The 18,389-nt window shown below is 46.3% G+C and carries 2 protein-coding genes; both read right to left on the bottom strand.

What is annotated here, in order from left to right:
* Positions 1 to 5 precede the first annotated feature (5 nt).
* Entirely contained in the window at positions 6 to 8,201 is an 8,196-nt protein-coding gene (locus tag MHH54_RS02040; protein WP_342500610.1) for an amino acid adenylation domain-containing protein, read from the bottom strand.
* 13 nt (positions 8,202 to 8,214) lie between these two features.
* Complete coding sequence (locus MHH54_RS02035) at positions 8,215 to 18,345, bottom strand: amino acid adenylation domain-containing protein (protein WP_342500609.1); 10,131 nt, start codon at positions 18,343 to 18,345, stop codon at positions 8,215 to 8,217.
* Positions 18,346 to 18,389 lie beyond the last annotated feature (44 nt).

The following is an 18,389-nucleotide window of genomic DNA, read 5'->3' as shown; positions in this document are numbered from 1 at the left end:
TGTTCTTACCCCTTTATCATCGTTTGAAGAATCCGTGCCAGTTCATCTGCCTGCGGCCTTTTCATCATGGTGACATGGTCTCCTTTGATGTGATAATACGAGCATGATCCTTTCGTATAAGCCTCCCAGTCTGAGAACTTCTTCTGAAAATCAATGGCGTGATCACTGCTTTGTACAATATAAAACGGCACATCGAATGGTTCTTTTTCTAATTCAATGGCTTGTGACATGATTGTATTATGCGTTTGCATTTGCAAATATTTATCTAAATACTGATCATTCATAAATTGATGAACCACTTCATCCTTTTCTGCCTCTTTGAGTATTTTTTGCTTCACTTCTTGGAAGCTCAGCCCTTGTAATGCTTCTGGCTGGATGCCGACAAGATTCCCCATTCCAAGGACAAGCGCAAGCATTTTCACTTCTTCTTCGTTCATATCCGCATGGAGCGCCTGATCTGCCTCATCTCTTAACACAGGGACGGTATCTAAAATGATGAGTCCTTTCGGCGCTTTTCCTGCATGGCAGAGCCGCTGATTCATTCCGTAGGCAAGGTGCCCGCCCATTGAATGCCCTGCTAGATAGTCAACACCAGGTCGATAGAAGGTCTCAATGGCTTCAACAAATATGGACACAAGCTCTGTGTAATGGAGGAATTGCGGTTCTTCATCCTCATATAAGCCAGGAGACTGCAAGGCGTACACAGCGCCTTGATGTGTCATCAGCTGAGCCACATCGATATAGCCCATCACCGTTCCACCGGCAGGCGGTGCAAAGAAAATCCTCGGTACGGCTGGATCGCCTTTTTTCAGCTCAATCACGTAGTCCTTTGGAGACCTTTCTACGTGCTCTCCGGCCTCTGGCATTGCGTCCACATGTGCGGCTAGCTGAGCCGGCGCTGGATGCATGAAAATCCATTTTGGATCCACATGAATCCCCTGTTCTTTTAATTTGGCAACAGCTTGGATACTCATAATTGAATCGCCGCCTAAATCAAAAAATGAGTCATGTATGCCTACTTGTTTGACACCAAGCACGTCCTTGAAAGCTGTGACAATCAACTGCTGTGTTTCGGTGACTGGTTTGTCATCCCCTTGAGAAAGAGAGATCGTTTCTGCTGGGTCTGGCAGTGCTTTTTGATCAACCTTTCCGTTTGTTGTGACTGGCATTTCGTCCATTACAATAAAGTAACTTGGAATCATGTAGCCTGGCAGGCTTTCCTGTAAAAATGCTTTCCAGCCTGAAACAGGATTCTCTCCGTCTGTAACAAGGTAGGCCGCCAGCCGTTTTGAGCTGCCATACGTTTTGGCGATGACTGTACATTCTTTTATTTGTGGATGCTTGAGGAGAGCTGTCTCTATTTCTCCACATTCAATCCGGTAGCCTCTAATTTTCACGAGATTGTCTTTTCGGCCGAGATATTCAATGGTGCCATCTGAACGCCATGTACCTAGATCACCTGAACGATACAGCCTGTCTCCCCCTAGTTCAGGGAATGGATTGTCTATAAACCGTTCATGCGTCCGCTCTGGATCATGAAGGTAGCCTTTTGCCAGACCTGTGCCGCCGATATAAATTTCTCCTTTGACGCCTGCTGGCACTGGGTTGAGCGCATCATCTAGTATGACAACAGTTGAATTCGATATTGGGACACCAATCGGAACTGACCTTGCTCCCTCTGGCATGTGCATGACTTGATGTGTTGTGGCTAAGGTCGTGTTTTCTGTTGGGCCGTAAGCATTGATGAGTACACCCTCCATATGTGGCAGTGCCTTTCGTGCATGCTCACTGGACATCGCTTCTCCGCCAACGAGTAATGTGCGGTAGCCTGCTACACTTTTTGGATCGTGCTCCACCAGCCGATTGAATAAAGCGGTTGGCAGACAGTTGGCTGTCACTTGATGCACTTTGATCAGCCGTGATAATTCATCCATATTCAGTGCGGCATATTTCGGAATCAGAATGAGCTGACCGCCATTCAGCAGCATGCCCCACAACTCAAATGTAAAGGCATCAAAAGCATAGTTTGAGAGCTGAAGCATCTTATCATCTGGACCTAGTTTTATATAGTTTGTTTTTCGAACCAGACGGACAACTCCTGCATGGGGGAGCATGACGCCTTTTGGTGTACCTGTTGAGCCTGATGTGTAGTTGACATAGGCTAACTGGTCTTCTCCAATGATTGATTGTTCTCTTTGATACACTGCATCTGTTACTGGTAATGGCTTGTCCATCTCAATCTTTGTACCTGTAAAGTCTACTAGACGCTCTATTAAATGAGATTGAGTGATGATCACATCACTTTGCGTATCGCGAACAATGAGGCGGATTCGCGCATCTGGATATTCTGGTGACATTGGAACATATGCAGCACCAGATTTGACAATGCCTAGCACTGAGACAATCATGTCAAAGGAACGATCAAAAAGCATCGGTACAAGTGAACCTGGTCCAACTCCTTTTGATTGCAAGTAAGCAGCAAGCTGTGTTGCCTTCTCATCCAACTCTTGATACGTCATGTGCTCTTCCAAATAAGACAAGGCAATGCGGTGCGGATCACGCTGCACCTGTTCTTCAAACAGCTCTTGAATGGTGCGCTTTGGATATGGCGTAGCCGTTTGGTTTTTCCCTATGATCATCGCAGCCTGTTCCGCTTTGTCCATTAAGCAATAATCAGAAAATGTACGTTCAGGCTGAGCTGTCATACCATCTAGCAGATGAAGATAATAATTCATATAACGATGAATGGTCTCTTGATCAAATAAATCTGTATTGTATTCCACATGGATCGACAGCTGATCCCCCTGTTCAAATACATGTAAGGTGAGATCAAATTTAGACACTGTATGATGAACCATCACATGTTCACTTGTCAGCCCTTTGAGATTGACATGGAGCGAATCTGTTACATAGCCCATGGCCACTTGGAAAATAGGCGATCGACTTAAATCTCTATCTAATGAAAGATCATCGACAAGCTTGTCAAATGGATAACGCTGATGCTCGAAGGCTTTTAATGTCATCTCCTTCACGTTTTCCATGACATCAGCAAACGTATCTGCTGTGGAGATATCCTGTCTCAGCGCGAGTGTATTCACAAACATTCCAACAAGCTTCTCTGATTGCTTGGCATCCCGCCCTGCGATCGGTGAGCCAATGATGATATCTGTCTGTCCTGACAGCTTGTGAAGCAGGACGTAGTACGCTGACAGCATCGTCATGAACAGTGTTGTGCCCTGCTGCTTGGACAAAGCCTGCAAACGGCGGATAAGCGTATCTTCCAAGACGATTTGCTCTGTAGCGCCGTTAAATGTTTGAACTGGCGGGCGAGGACGGTCAAACGGCAGCTCTAACACCGGAAGATCACCTTGTAAATGATCGAGCCAATAGGCTTGGTCTACTTGATGATGCATTACTTGCTCATTTTCCCAATGGACATAATCTGTCCATTCAATTTCCAGCGCTGGGAGCTGCGGCGCTTCATCTGCAAGAAGCCCGTCATATGCCACTTCTAACTCCTGAATGAGCAGACTGAGCGACCATGCATCTGAAATGATATGGTGCTGCGCGCAAAGAAGATAAAATTCTTCATTGCCCATATCCACAATCGTCCACTGCGAAAGAGGCCCTCTTTCTAAATCATAAATGCGGTTCGCTTCTTGCTGAATAAGCTGCTCGAGTCTTCTCGTTCTTGTTTTTTCATTAAATAATGAGAAGTTCGCAACAGTGACGGATGGCGGAAGGTCTTCACGTATCAGTTGAACCGGCTTGCCGCCAAGCGATTGAAAAGTTGCGCGTAGTGCTTCATGACGTTTCGTTAAGAGACCAATCGCTTTTGTTAACGCTTGAATGTGCAATTGTCCTGTCAGCTTCCAAGCACCTAATATATTGTAATGATGGCTCTTTTCCAATGTGGATAAGAACCAAATACGCTTCTGAGCATGTGACAGTTCATAGCTTGTTCGCTTTTCCAACTTTGGAATATTGGCTTCCTGAACAGCAGGTGCCTCTTTGATGTCATCAACCATTTGCGCCAAATGTGCCAGATGCTTGCTTTCAAATAATATTTTTAAAGGCGCCTTGATTGAAAACTCATGATTGATCCGAGAAATGGTTTGAGTCGCCTTTAATGAATGTCCGCCAAGGTCAAAGAATTGATCCTCTTTGTACACACGATCAACGTCTAAAATGTCCTCCCATATGGCAGCAAGCATTTGCTCTGTTTTCGTTTCTGGCAATTGTTTTTCAAGGGGTTGTCCATTTTTGTGATGATTCAGCTTAACGGCTTCATGATCAATAGAGCCATCTAGTTTTTTCGGTATTTCCTGTACTTGCTGAATATCCCAGTCACCTTTTGTTCCGCCTGCGATATCTTCCACATGCACTTCTTTGCCAGGCTGAACTGTGTAAAAAAGCTTTTTCTCAAAAGTCGGTATTGGCGCTGGCTGAAGATACGCTGCGATTTCTGGATTGGCTCCATCTAGTCCGATAAATAGATGCGCTTCATTCAGCCGAGCACCTAGACATAATGAATGGAGACCTTGCTTCTTTCCAATCAATTGAAATCCCTTGCGGACGGTAAGGGCAGCGCCGGTATGTCCCTTAGACAAACCAAGATTATCCCACATGCTAAAGTTTAAAGAGATCGCCCGTCTTCCTTCTTGAAAGGTGAGCGTGTGCGCAAGTCCATCTAAAAAGCTGTTGGCCGCAGAGTAAGCCCCGAATGTTGTACCGCCAAAAAAGCCATTTACTGATCCAAAGAAGACGAGTGGTACTGCCGGGTCATACTTGAAGGCTTCCTGCAGGACAAACGCTCCGTCCGCTTTCCCTGACAGTTCCTTTGTAAAATCCTTTTCTGACGTATGCGCCAATGTATACTTATCCGCATGCTGAAAATGCTCTGACACATTGCCTGCTCCAGCTAAATGCAGCACACCCCGGATGGATTGACCAAAATGTTTTTCTGCTTTGTAAATCGCTCGCTCCACGTCAGCTAAATCGGTCACATCCGCTTGCACATAGATGACATCACCAAGGTCTTTTAGCTGTGAGAACGCTTCTTTCTTTTCCAAGCTGTCTTCCAAAGAAGTCCTTCCAATCAATACAAGCTTTAGGCCAAATTGGAGCAACTGCTTAGATAGTTCAAATCCAATACCGCCAAGTCCTCCGGTCAGCAAATAAAGTCCTTCATATTCTAAAAATCCTTCTGTTTGAGGTGCGTTCATCATATCGACTTTTTCCAGCTTTGGTACGAGCCTGTGCCCTTTTCGGTATGCCACCTCTGCTTTTATATGAATCGCCGACAGCTCATCAGCAATGTGCTTTGCATCCTGTTCCACTTGCTCCGCTTCAATATCAATATGGGACACCTCTGCTCCTTCCCATTCTTGCGGGATGGTTTTTAATAAACCAACGAGCGACGTTTTCTCCACATGAAGATCGTCTTCAGCATTCACAAATTGACCACCCTTTGTCACCACAACAAGCCGGACAGGCTCTTTGTTCTCTTGCCTCCACGCTTGATACAAGTACAAAATCGATTGATTGGACCTCGCATGCATTTCTGTGAACTGCGCAGGCTCATCAATGGCTTCTTTGTCTGTCACATTCCACAAATGGAGTATGCACCCTGTCTTTAATTCATCTGCTTCAAGTGCTGCAGCGAGCCTGACATAATCCCCCTTGATTCTCGGGTTCATCTGGTACATCCCTTTGGACAGACGCAAAAATTCATGTCCTTTTTTCACAGAAACATAAGGCTGATTTCTTTGTTCCAATTGGGCGTAAAGTGATTGGTAAAGCCCTTTTTCATCCTCGAAAACGAGTACATGATCAGCAGCAGGCTGAGACGGACCAATATGCTCCTTTGCCCAAGTGCGTTTGAAAAACCAATCTGGTAGTGTTTGTTCATTTTCAGAAGCAAGATCCAGTGCCCTTTCAATGTCACGGAATACCCCTTCTTTTAGCGCCGCGCCTAACTGAGCACGTTGGATCTTTCCACTTTCTGTTTTCGGAAATTGGTCTTTTTTCACTGGAATGATGTGATCGGGCTCTATGCCAATTTTACGAATAATGGCCTCTCTAATCTGCTGAATCATCGTGATTTGTTCTTCTAGCGATTCCTTTTGTGTGACAAAGAAGACGGCAAGCGTGTCGTTGCTTGATTCGGGATTGTAGATGCCGTACGCAGCGGCAAAGGTGACTTCCACCCCGTCTACCTCTTCCACAACTGCTTCAATTTCGTAATTCAAATAGTTGGCTCCGTTGATGACGATGATGTCCTTTTCCCGGCCTGTCAGAACAAGACGCCCTTCGTGGATAAATCCTAAATCCCCCGTGTGAAACCAGCCATTTTCCGCAAATACCTCTTGATTGGCTTCCTCATTTTGATGATAGCCCATCATAATCGTCGGACTCTTCACCTGCAAGCGGCCGACCTGATCTTCTGGCAGCACATGATGATGCTCGTCTACAATCCGAATCCATACAGACGGAATCGGTGCGCCGACTTCTGTAAACGTCATTTTGTGCGGATGATCTTGCGCCACGTATTGGATTTCACCTGTTAACGAAGTCTGATCAATCGTCAGCTGTCCATCCTGATCACCATGCCGCATGAATTTCTTTGATTGAACAATGGCTGAGGATGTTTCAGACATGCCGTACGCCGGCACCATCGCATGACGGCTTAATCCGTGCTGACCCATCATATGCATGAAGCGCTGCGTTACTTTTGGCACAACCGCTTCGGCTGCATTCATGATATAAGTCAGTGTGGAGAGATCCCAGCTCCCCTTGCGAATGTCGTCCTCATATTCATTCATCATCGCAAAAGCAAAATTCGGTGCCCATGTCCTTGTGACGCCGTATGTTTCTACCCAATCCAGCCACACCATCGGCCGCTCGATAAATTGATCGATGGATGGACTAATCTGCTGGCAGCCAAAGTAGACGTCATGCACATGAAACATGACAATGCCTCCTACATGATCAAGCGGCATCCAGTTAAGCGACACATCCTCATGCGTAAAGCCATTTGTCTGCTCAAAGGAGATGATTCGAGATAAAATACTTTGATGGTTGTGACGGATACACTTTGGCACACCCGTACTTCCTGAAGAGAGCAGCTGAAGCACAGGCTCATCTGGCTCTGGCTCATAATGCTGTTCATCAGGTTCACACGAGAGCAATGTTTCGATTGTTAAAATAGGTATGTCTTTTGCCTCAAATGACTCACGCAGCCCAGCAATGTCCTCAGCACTTGCTTCATTCGTCATAATAAACGGTTCATTTTGCAGCCGAAACACGCCTTTCAGCTTGTTCACAGCTTGATTCGTTTCATCATAAACAGGCGGTACAGAAACCGGAGTCGGAATGATACCACCGAGAATACAGCCCCAAAACGCAGTGATGAAATCTTGATGATCTTTCAATTGTAGTAACACTTGATCGCCGTTTGTCAGGCCTGCTTTCCTTAAACCAGACAGAACCCGTTCTGCGTTTGTGAGTAACTCAGGATAGGATTGGGTCAACGTGCGCCCGCCTTCTTTGATATAGGTCACCCCGCGGTCAGGTGACATAAAGGCTGATCGAATCAACACCTCTGTCAGTGTGACAGGTGTGCCTGGTTTTTTGATGACATCCCCGCCATACACAAGTGCAGGCGGCTTTTCATGAGCGGATGCTTGCTTTGTTTCGCCCTCTTCATCCTTCGAGATCGATTCGTTCCCTTGCGCACGCTGCCGATTAGGAAACAGATCATCTAAGTGATAAGGCGTTTGTTTTTCTGTCTGACTTTCAATGAGAGCAGCCGCTTCCTCTACTCCATCTATAGCTTTCGTACGATCTTCTATCTTTCTCAAACTCTCTTCATCAATGATGTCAATCGAAAGCAGTGCTACTGTATCGACCGCTCCACTTTCTGTCCTTGGCAAGGAAGGCAATAAGACGAGAGCGGCTGGCACTTCATCAGGGTGAAGCGCGCCTGTCATCAGATCCTCTCTTGCTAGCGAAGGGTCCTTCGCCTGTGCAAATAGCACAAGCGAGAGGCTGCCTTCTTCATTTTTCTTCGGGATGAATGCACATTCCTTTAATGGAAAATGAAGCATCACGACCTGTTCTAATGCTTTGAGATCGATTCGTTTTCCGTTGATTCTGACGATATGATTTGCTGCATGTCCTTTTCTTCTACTCATTAACATCGTTCTTCTCCTCCTACACCCAATCCAAAATCTGAATCTTGTTTTTTTCAGTCCAAACGCCGACATCCCCTGTCGGATAGAGGTATTCGCCTGTTTGATGTTTGAATGGATGCGGAATTTTATGCGTCTCCATCCAATCGGCAAGCTCTCCGCAAGGTGCCTTGATATCCTTTACACCGATAAAAATATCTCCAGGAAATCCTACCGGCATGAGCTGATGCTCTTCGCTCAGAACATAGATTTCCGTCTCACACGAAGGATCATGAATAACTGAATAGACCTCTTCTTGATCTGGGTACAGCACGCTGACTTGTGCGTTTTTCGCCCAATCGGTGATCATCCGCTCTTTTTCTTTATTTGTCACGATCGTGAAGGAAGAGAGTGGTGTCTCCACTTGTTCTGTCATGGCTTCAAGTGTATGGACCAGCTGCTGCATCAGCGATTGTATTTGTTTTTCTTTATATTGATTGAAGCGGTATGTGACCCGAAGCTCCAGCGTATCTCCCGGGACAGCCACAAGGGTCAGGTCATAGTTGGTTTCTTCATGACTAGCTATGTCTAAGATCCGTACACCATACGGCTCTACAGATTCAATCGGGTAGTTTTCAAACACGACAATGCTGTTAAACAATGATTCTCCATTCGGAATTTGGGTCATCTGCTGAATATCTGGGAGTACGGTATACTCGAATTCTCGCATGTGAAAAACCGTTTCCTGCGTCTGCGTAAGCAGCTCGGCAATGGTCCTGTCTGGTGTGATCGGCAAACGAAGCGGCAAGGTGTTAATAAAGAGCCCTGTCATGCTTTCAACCTCTGGTAAGTCCGCCGGCCGGCCAGATACTGTGACACCGAACACGACATCCTCTGAGCCTGAATGAAGGTGCAAGAGCAGACCCCATGCCGCCTGAATCAGTGTGCTCATCGTGACCTTCTGTGTCCCTGTCATTTTCTCCAGCTTCTGCTGCATTTCAGGCGTCAGTTTGATACTAATTTGATCAATACCTGCTCCTTCATCCGAGGCTTGCTCTCCGTCTCCTGGAAGTGGTGTGACTTCCTCTACTCCTGACATATAATGTTTCCAGAACTCTTGTGCCTTCTCTTGATCCTGCTTTTGCAACCACTCAATAAAATCTTTGTATGGACGCACAGCAGGAAGGTTCATCTCTCGTTCATCCACAAGCGAGCGATACATTGAAAAGGATTCCTCAATCAAGCCGAACAGGCTCCAGCCATCAATTAAAATATGATGAAAGCTAAAAACAAACGTGCAAGTTTTCTCGTCACGATGGAACAAAGCGATACGAATGAGCGGTTCAGCCGTATTTTCCAAATCAAAATCCTTTGAACGATCGGATTGTAAATAACGCTCAATAGTTTTCTTCTGATCCATTTCACTCAGGTGGCGCACATCGTGCTGAGTGAGGTGAATGCTTCCTTCTGATTGAATCAATTGGACAGGCTCCTTTAGCCCCTCCCAAGCAAATCTTGTCCGTAAAATCGAATGACGTTCCACAAGCAGATTCCATGCTTTTTCATAGGCTTCGCCGTCCGTTAAGCCTTCGAGTGTCATATGCACCTGACCAAAATACGCCTGTGATGCTTGATCTAACAGTGCATGAAACAGCATCCCTTGCTGCATCGGAGATAATGGATACACATCTACCACATTGTCTGGAAGCTCATCTATTTGCTTTTGCGTCAGCTGGACCATTGGAAAATCAGATGGCGTAAAGCCGCCTTTTGCCTCTACACAATGCGTCAAAATGCCCTCCATTTTTTCTTTAAATCGTTCAGGTAACTGACGCACCTCTTCCTCCTGAAGCAGTTCACGATTGATCATAAAATTCATCTGAAGCTGACCACTGACAACGTATCCGTACACATCGATCAAATGCTGTCTTTCTGCTTTTGGGTCATGTACATGTCCATTTCGTTCATCTGCTATATACAGATTTGCCTCACCATCTATTTGATCTAACTGTCCAAGGTAATTAAAGCTCACCTGCGGCGCTGCCGTTTTAAGTAAACGAGATGCTGTCATGTATTGAAGTAAGCCATAGCCGATCCCCTTTTGCGGCACAGCTCTTAAGGTTTCTTTGACATCTTTAATTTGTCTCTCAACATCGGTTTGAATAAAAGGAATAAAAATAGGATAAGAGCTTGTAAACCAGCCGACTGTCCGTGACAAATCCATCTGTTCAAATAAATCCTCGCGTCCATGCCCTTCTAACGTAATCAGTATTGGCTTTCCAACAGCTTGCGCAAGTGCTGACAGGAGTAAATCGTTGACCTCTGTTCGGTACGCTTGTGATGCGTGCCTTAGTAAAATGTCTGTTTGATCCTTCGTCAATTGAATAGTCAGGATCTCTGCATGTTCTTCTATATTGAAAAGCGCAGGTGGTTGAAAAGGCGAACCTTCTTCCTCTTGATTCATAATCTTTTCCCAAAAAGGAACCTGCTCTTGTAATTGATCGGTTTGTGCATATTCATAGAGTGCCTCTGCCCACTGCTGATAGGAAGCGGTTTTCTTTGCAAGCGTGATCTCCTGCCCTGCCGCAGCCTGCTTTAACCCGTTTAATACATCTTCCTGTATGATGCGCCACGATATTCCATCCATCACAAGATGGTGGGCTGCGATAAAGAGTTCAGACGTACGATCACTTGTCTGAAAAAGAATGGCTTTGATCACTTCTCCCCGCTCTAATGACAATGTTCCTTGACAAGCGCTTGTCTCCAAGCGAATTTGCTCTAGCGCTTCCTCGTGAGAAATATCCGTCAAATCAACGAAAGTGACACAAGGAATGATGCCAGGCGCGCGAACGGTTTGAATCCATGTACCGTCTGTTGCTTTTGTATAAATGGCTCTCAGCATATCGTGATGATCGACAAGCTTTGAAAGAACTTGTGTTAACTGCTCGGGTTGTATCGATTGCTTGAATTCAATATGCGCTGATAGATTCCAATAATCTTGGTTTGTCATCGATTGTTCAAGAAACCAAGATTGGATTGGAAGCAGACGAACATTTCCTGTAACAGGTGATTGATCATAGGACACAGATACATCTGCTTTTTTCATAGCGCGTGCCAGCTGTGAAATGGTCTGTTTTTCAAATACATCTCTCGGCTGTATGATGTAGCCTTCCTGTGCTAGGCGTGCCACCATTTGTATGACAATAATAGAATCTCCGCCAAGCTCAAAGTAGTTATCATGAACACCGATTGAAGGAGTGCCAAGAAGCTGAGTCCACACCTTTTCCAGCACCCGTTCTCCCTCACTGAGTGCCTGATCTGCTGGTTTGTCTGCTTCTTCCTGTCTCCACACTGGCGGCGGGAGATGCTTTTGATCTACCTTGCCGTTTGGCGTGAGCGGCAGTTCCTCGAGCTCTATGAATAGGCTCGGTACCATATAATCTGGCAGTCTATCTTTTAACTTGCGTCGAAGGTCTTGCTGAGTCCATGCACCTTTTTGGACAAAGTAACCGATCAGGCGCTTATGACCACTCTCGTGCTGATGCGGAATAACCGCACATTCTACGATGTCTTCAACACTCAGCATAGCGGCTTCAATTTCTCCGCATTCGACGCGATGTCCGCGTATTTTCACTTGATGATCCATTCTTCCAAGGCAGTCGATGATGCCATTTGGGAGCCAGCGGCCCATATCACCTGTTTTATATAAACGCTCTCCTTTATGGAAAGGATGCGGGATAAATGATTGCGATGTTTTTTCTTCATCTCCAAGGTAGCCGAGTGCCAGCCCTGTTCCGCCAACGTAGATTTCTCCAATGACACCCTGCGGAACCGGCTGCAGCTGGTCGTCTAATACATAGGCTTGTGAATAAGCAATTGGCTGACCGATAGGAACGGTCGTCTGCCCTTCGTCTAATGAACGAATGTGATGCACACAGGAGAACGTCGTATTCTCAGTTGGTCCATAGCCGTTTAAAAGCCCTTCCGGTAAATACGGTAGTGCCTTGCGAATATGAGCAGCTGAGAGCGCATCACCACCGACCAATAATGCATCGAATCCAGATAAAGCTTCTGGATGTTCCTCTGTCAATCGATTGAACAGCGGCACCGTCAAAAATCCTGTTGTGATCTTGTATGATGTCAGTGTATCAGCCAGTGTATCCATTGATAAAATCGTATTTCGATCGGTCAGGATCAGTCTTCCCCCGTTTAGCAGGGCTCCCCATATTTCATACGTAAAGGCATCAAAGGAGAAGCTGGCAATTTGTAACATACGCGTATGTTCATCAAGGGTGACATAATCTGTTTCACAGACAAGCCGGATGACTGCTTGATGCGGGATCAATACCCCTTTTGGCTGTCCAGTTGATCCTGAGGTGTAATTGATATAAGCGAGTCCATCAGGTTTTAAGGCAGCAGGTATGAGTTCTGCTTCTGATAAAAATTCTTCATATCCTTCATCAAGACAAATGAGTTCGGTTTGACTGATGGACACCTTTTTCAGCCATTTATTTTTTGTCAGTAACAGCTGAATACCTGTATCCCTCAGCATATAATCAATGCGGGCATCTGGATATTCAGGATCAATTGGCACATAGGCGCCTCCTGCTTTCACAATCGCCAGCACCCCAAGAATCATTTCAGGCGACCTGTCGATGAGCAGCCCTACTGGTTCATGCGGCGTCACACCTCGCTGCTGCAGAGAAGCCGCAAGCCGGTCGACTTTCTCTTGTAACACACGATACGTCCACTGCTCTTCCCCGAATTCGAGAGCGATGGCATCGGGTGACTTTCTCACCTGCGCTTCAAACCGTTCCGTGATGAGAAGCGGGCCTGCAGGCTGATCTGTTTTGCCGCTCCATTCATAGAGCAGCTGATGCTTCTCTTTTTCTGGCAGGTAATTCATTAGTCTAATCGGCTGTGCTGGATTTTCACAAATACGCTCAAGCAGCTGCTCGTAGTACCGAAGGAACCGGTCCATCGTATCGTCAGAAAATAAGTCCACATCATACTCCAGTTTTAATTGAAGACCCTCCGCTCCTTCAAAAACAAACAGGGATAGATCGAATTTGGCGGTATCGTTATCTTCAATGGCTAAAACAGATGTCGCCTCCCCCATCGGAGAAGCTTCTAGCGGCAGATTTTGCAAAACGAACATGACCTGAAACAGCGGCTGTTTGCCAGCCTCACGTACAATATTCAGCTCATCTACGACCATCTCAAACGGCACATCCTGATGCGCATAAGCGCCCATTGTTGTTTCTTTCACCCGTTCTAATAGGTCAGTGAAAGCAGGATTCCCGCTATGATCGATCCGAAGTGCCAGCGTATTGACGAAAAATCCGATGAGCTGCTCCATCTCCGTCCGATTTCTCCCAGCAATGACTGATCCAATCACAAACTCATCCTGTGAAGACAAACGGTGCAGCAAGGTAGAAAAGGCAGTCAGTAGCGTCATATAAAGGGTGCTGTCTGTTTTTTTAGAAAGAGCTGCCAGCTGCTCAGACAGCGACTTCGACAGGTGGTATTTTTTCGTTTTTCCCTTGTAGGATTGAACGGCTGGCCGCGGGTAGTCATACGGCAAAACCAAATCTTCTACAGGGACAGCAAATTGCTCCTTCCAATAGGAAACCTGCTTTTGGAGCGTCTCTCCAGTCAAATACTCCTTCTGCCATAGGGCGTAATCCGCATATTGTATTGGCAGCGGCGAAAGATCAGGCTCTCTCTTGTCAATCATCGCTGTATACCATTCAGACAGCTCTCTTGCGGCAATCCCAACCGACCAGCCATCTGACACAATGTGGTGAATGGACATCAGCAGCAAATGATCTGTTTCCGACAACCGAATCAGTTTTACCCGAAAGAGCGGATCATGCTCTAAGCGGAAAGCTGTGCTTGCCTCTCTTTTTGCCCACTCAGCCGCTTTTTGTTCTTTTTCTTCCTGTGACGTCAGATCTGATAGATCCACCACTTCAAGCTCTGGAAGGGTCATATGCTCATGGATGATCTGCACCGGTTCATCGCCGCTCATGGTAAAGGAAGTTCTAAGCGCCTCATGCCTTTGCACCATTTGCTGAAGACTGCGCTGAAGCACCTTCACATCTAAAGATCCATTCACCCGAAAGGAAATTGTATTATTGTAAAATGGCAGATCAGGCTGTAATTGATAGAGAAACCACTGTCTTTGCTGGGCATAGGACATCGGAATCTTCTGACCCTTTGCCATTTTCCGCACCTGTACCGCTTCATCCACTTTTGCATGCGAATCGATCCATGCCGCTAATTCCCCAAGTCTCGTATGCTCAAAAAGAACAGCGAGAGGCACATCAAACCCCATTTTTTGTCTCACCGCAGACAGCATTTGCGTCGCCTTGAGTGAATGACCCCCGAGTAGAAAGAAATGATCACCACAGCTGATATTTGAGACATCAAGCAGTTCGGACCAAATGCTTGCCAAAAGTTTCTCCGTCTCCGTTTGAGGCGCTCTGTCCTCGGCTTCCTGGCCACTTTCCTCAATGAGTGCTTTAAAATACGGTTCATCCGGCATGCCATCCTCTGATTCTTTCCAATATTCCTCAGGAAATAGATGGACGGAATATTCACCAGATATATGAGACTGCAAAGACGTATAAATGGACTGATACAGCCGTTCTTCAATGGCTTTTGTTTTGTCGGTTTTGAAAAAGACATACACGGCTTTCTCTGTTCGGCTCTTCGCATGAAGCATCTCTTGAATGTCCTGCTTCGACCGATCTAATCCCATATAAATGAGAGGTGCATCTGTCATCAAACATGCCAGCATCGTCTGCAAGCCCGCCCGCTTCGGAATCGGAAGATAGCCTCTTTCTTTTAACATGCCTTTGATCATCGAACCCTCGCTCATGCCGATCTCATCCCACATGCTAAAGCTAAAGCAGTAAGGCTTCACGGTAGATGTCAGCCTCTGATAATGAGCAAATTGTTCAACGAACTCATTGGCAGCGCAATAAGCGCCTACGGTCATCCCGCCCTTTAACGTTCGTGCTGATGAGCTAGAAAGAAATAAGACATTCTGCCGTTTAGAAGCCGCTTCATGAAGCGCAATCGTGCCATATACCTTTGCTTCGTACATCGCATGTAAGGACGCAGACGTCATGTCCGCAAGCAGCTCTTCTTGAATGATGCCAGCGAAATGAATCACACCATGCAGCCTTTTTCCATGAGCCACCTCTTGTCTCGAGATAAGGGCTTCAAGGGCTTTTGCATTCGTCAAGTCCACTTCTTCATAATGAACAGTGCCGCCGCGTTTTTCCGCTTGTTTCTCAAGTGAGGTCAATACGTCTTGCTGCTCCGCACTTAAAGCTTCTCGTGCCTTTCTTCCAAGCAGCACAAGATGCGCGTGATAGGATGTTAGAAGATGTTCACTTAGCATCCGTCCTATTCCGCCAAGCCCGCCTGTCATCACGTAAAGCCCGGATGATTCAAATGGCGGTTTTTTCCTCTTTTGTTCTCTTTCCAGATGAAGCGGCGCTATAAGAGGAATATAACGAACACCTTCACGATAAGCAGCGACATGATGACTTGTGCCATGTATGAGCTCTGTCATGATCGCCGATACATGAGAATGACCAACCGATTCTGTTAGAGAAAAATCAAGACATCGCACCTTGATAAACGGCCATTCATGCTGAACAGCTGTCATCAATCCCGCTGTTGTTGCTTTTTCCACATGATGTACTTTGTCTTCTGGCAAATTCATCGCATGAGCGGAGACAAAGGTCATCTCTACAGGTTCCTCATAGGCGGCGATCGCTTTTGTTACATACAATGCACTCATGCTGCCAGCTTTCTGTGCTTCCTTCGCTATTTCCGCCTGTAATGTGTCTTTCTTGTTTGTGTAGTTCCAAAGGTGAATGATTTGTTTCACCGAAACGCCATACGAACGGAGCGTCTCAAAGAGTTGTTCGTAGTCTGACGGCCGATTCGGGTGGATGATGAAGTGAGTGGGTGTGAGTTGTGTGAATGCTTGACCCGGTTCAACCGTGATATAGGTTTGTTCATGGTTTGAGAGGAATTTCAATTGATCTGCCAGCCCTAACTCATCTGCAAAGATCACCATGTCCCCTTCTGTTTGCTTTTCCGTTTCATGAAGCGGAGCGGGTGTCCACTTCTTTTGATAACTCCAATCAGGCAAGGTGTGTTCATTTTCAAGTCTGATGTCCAGTTCCTTGATGATTTCGTCGAATTCACCTTCCTGCCACCTTGTCTTGAGCTGTGCCCTTTCTATTTTTCCAGAGCTTGTTTTCGGAAAGGCATGCTTCTGGACAGGAATAATCCTTGATGCATAAAGACCCATTTTTGTCGCAATATGGGTTTTAATGTGCTGGCTAGCCCTCATGATATAAGCAGGCTCATACAGCTTCGGTGTAAAAAAGAGAATCAGTTCATCGGATGCAGATGCCTCCATCCGAACGGAGCAAGCTGCCACAAAGCTTGTTTCTACGCCGGGTACTTCCTCTGCCATGGCTTCAATTTCATAGTTGTGATAATTTTTCCCGTTGATGATGATCATGTCTTTTTCTCTACCGGTTAATGTCAGTCTTCCTTCATGCAGAAAACCTAAATCACCCGTGTGGAACCAGCCCTCTGTTTGAAAAACCTCTTGATTCGCTTCGTCATTCTTGTAATAGCCCTTCATTGTCGTCGGCCCTTTGATTTGCACGCTACCAATATGATCTTCGGGAAGAAGCTCATGCTCATGGTTGACGATACGAATCGTGATACCCGGAATCGGTTTCCCGAGCTCTGTAAAGCTGACGGTTCCAGTTTCGCGTGCCTCTGCTGGTCTTAGCTGCTCTGTCAGCGATGTTTCCTCAAAGGTCAGTACCCCGCTGTTTTCATCTCCCCGCTCAATCGCAAAAGAGAAGACAACGGCTGATGAGATTTCTGACATGCCGAAAGCTGGTCTGATGACGTCTCCTTTTAAGCCGTGCGGAGCGAGCAGGTGTAAAAACCGGTGAATCGTCTTCGGTACGACCGCTTCTGCCCCATTGATCATACAAGTCATAGCAGAAAGATCCCACGATCCCGAAGAGATTTCTTTCTCATAATCATTGATCATCGCAAATGCGAAGTTAGGTGCCCATGTCTTCGTTGCACGATAACGGTCCATCCAGTCAAGCCAGCGCAGCGGCTGAGCGATGAAGTCATCTGTTCTTGCTCGAATTTGCTCACAGCCTGTGTACACATTGACAAGATGGAACATGACAATGCCGCCAATATGATCTAATGGCATCCAGTCTAACGAGACATCCTCTTGTGTAAACCCATTGGCTGCCACTGTTCCTTTGACATTCGCCAGCACACTTCTATGAGAATGCTCTACGCATTTGGGCATCCCCGTACTTCCAGACGTTAAGATAAAAAAGACGGAATCATCGGGCGTGACTGGGTGTACTTCTAGATCTCTATCTAAAGTAAGCATTGGTTCAACGGCTGCCACACGTAATTGATCTGTATGCCACAGTAAAGCCAAGCCTTGCACCTCATCAATCAGCGAGTCATCCGTGAGAATGAGCGGGTGCTCCAGCAGGTCCCAAGCGTGATGAAGCTTCTTCACTGAGGCATTCATTTCCCGATAGGTCGGGGCTGCCGACACAAGTGTTGGGACAAATCCGCCTAACACACATGCCCAAAAAGCCGTGACCATCGCATGATTCGATGAAAATTGAAAGAACACAGGATCTCCTGGCTCAAGCCCTAGTGCCCTTAAACCCGTCAACACCCGCTCGGCATCCTCCTTTAACTGCGCGTAGGATTGCGTGAGCTCGTTTTCACTATTGATGATATAAGTCAGCCCATTTGTTGTTTTGGCTGCCTCAGTTAGAGCGTCCTGCAAGGTTTGAGCTCCTGCACGAACATCTATATCCCCTCCATAGGAAATGGCTGGGGGCATGTCCGCTAAAGCAGGTGAAGCCATTTGCGTTTGTATCCATTCAGCTGCGGCCTCCTGCTCCATGTGTTGGTCTAGAAATAAATGAGAGAGGTGATATGGCCGTGGTCGAATGGTTTTTTCACGAGAAAAAACAGCGAAGCGTTCGATTTCGTTGGTTTGTAAAATGGTTTTCTGTACATCTTGTAAAATCGTATCCATTGATTCATGTACATTCGATTGATTAATGGTTGATGGTTTCATATGAGTTCCTTCCCTTTTTTGTCAGGCAGGGCTGCCAATGTGCA

This window comes from Bacillus sp. FSL K6-4563, from assembly GCF_038630405.1.
Lineage (GTDB): Bacteria > Bacillota > Bacilli > Bacillales > Bacillaceae > Bacillus > Bacillus pumilus.
The sequence above is the reverse complement of the archived record's forward strand: the minus strand, read 5'-3'. Positions and strand labels throughout refer to the sequence as shown.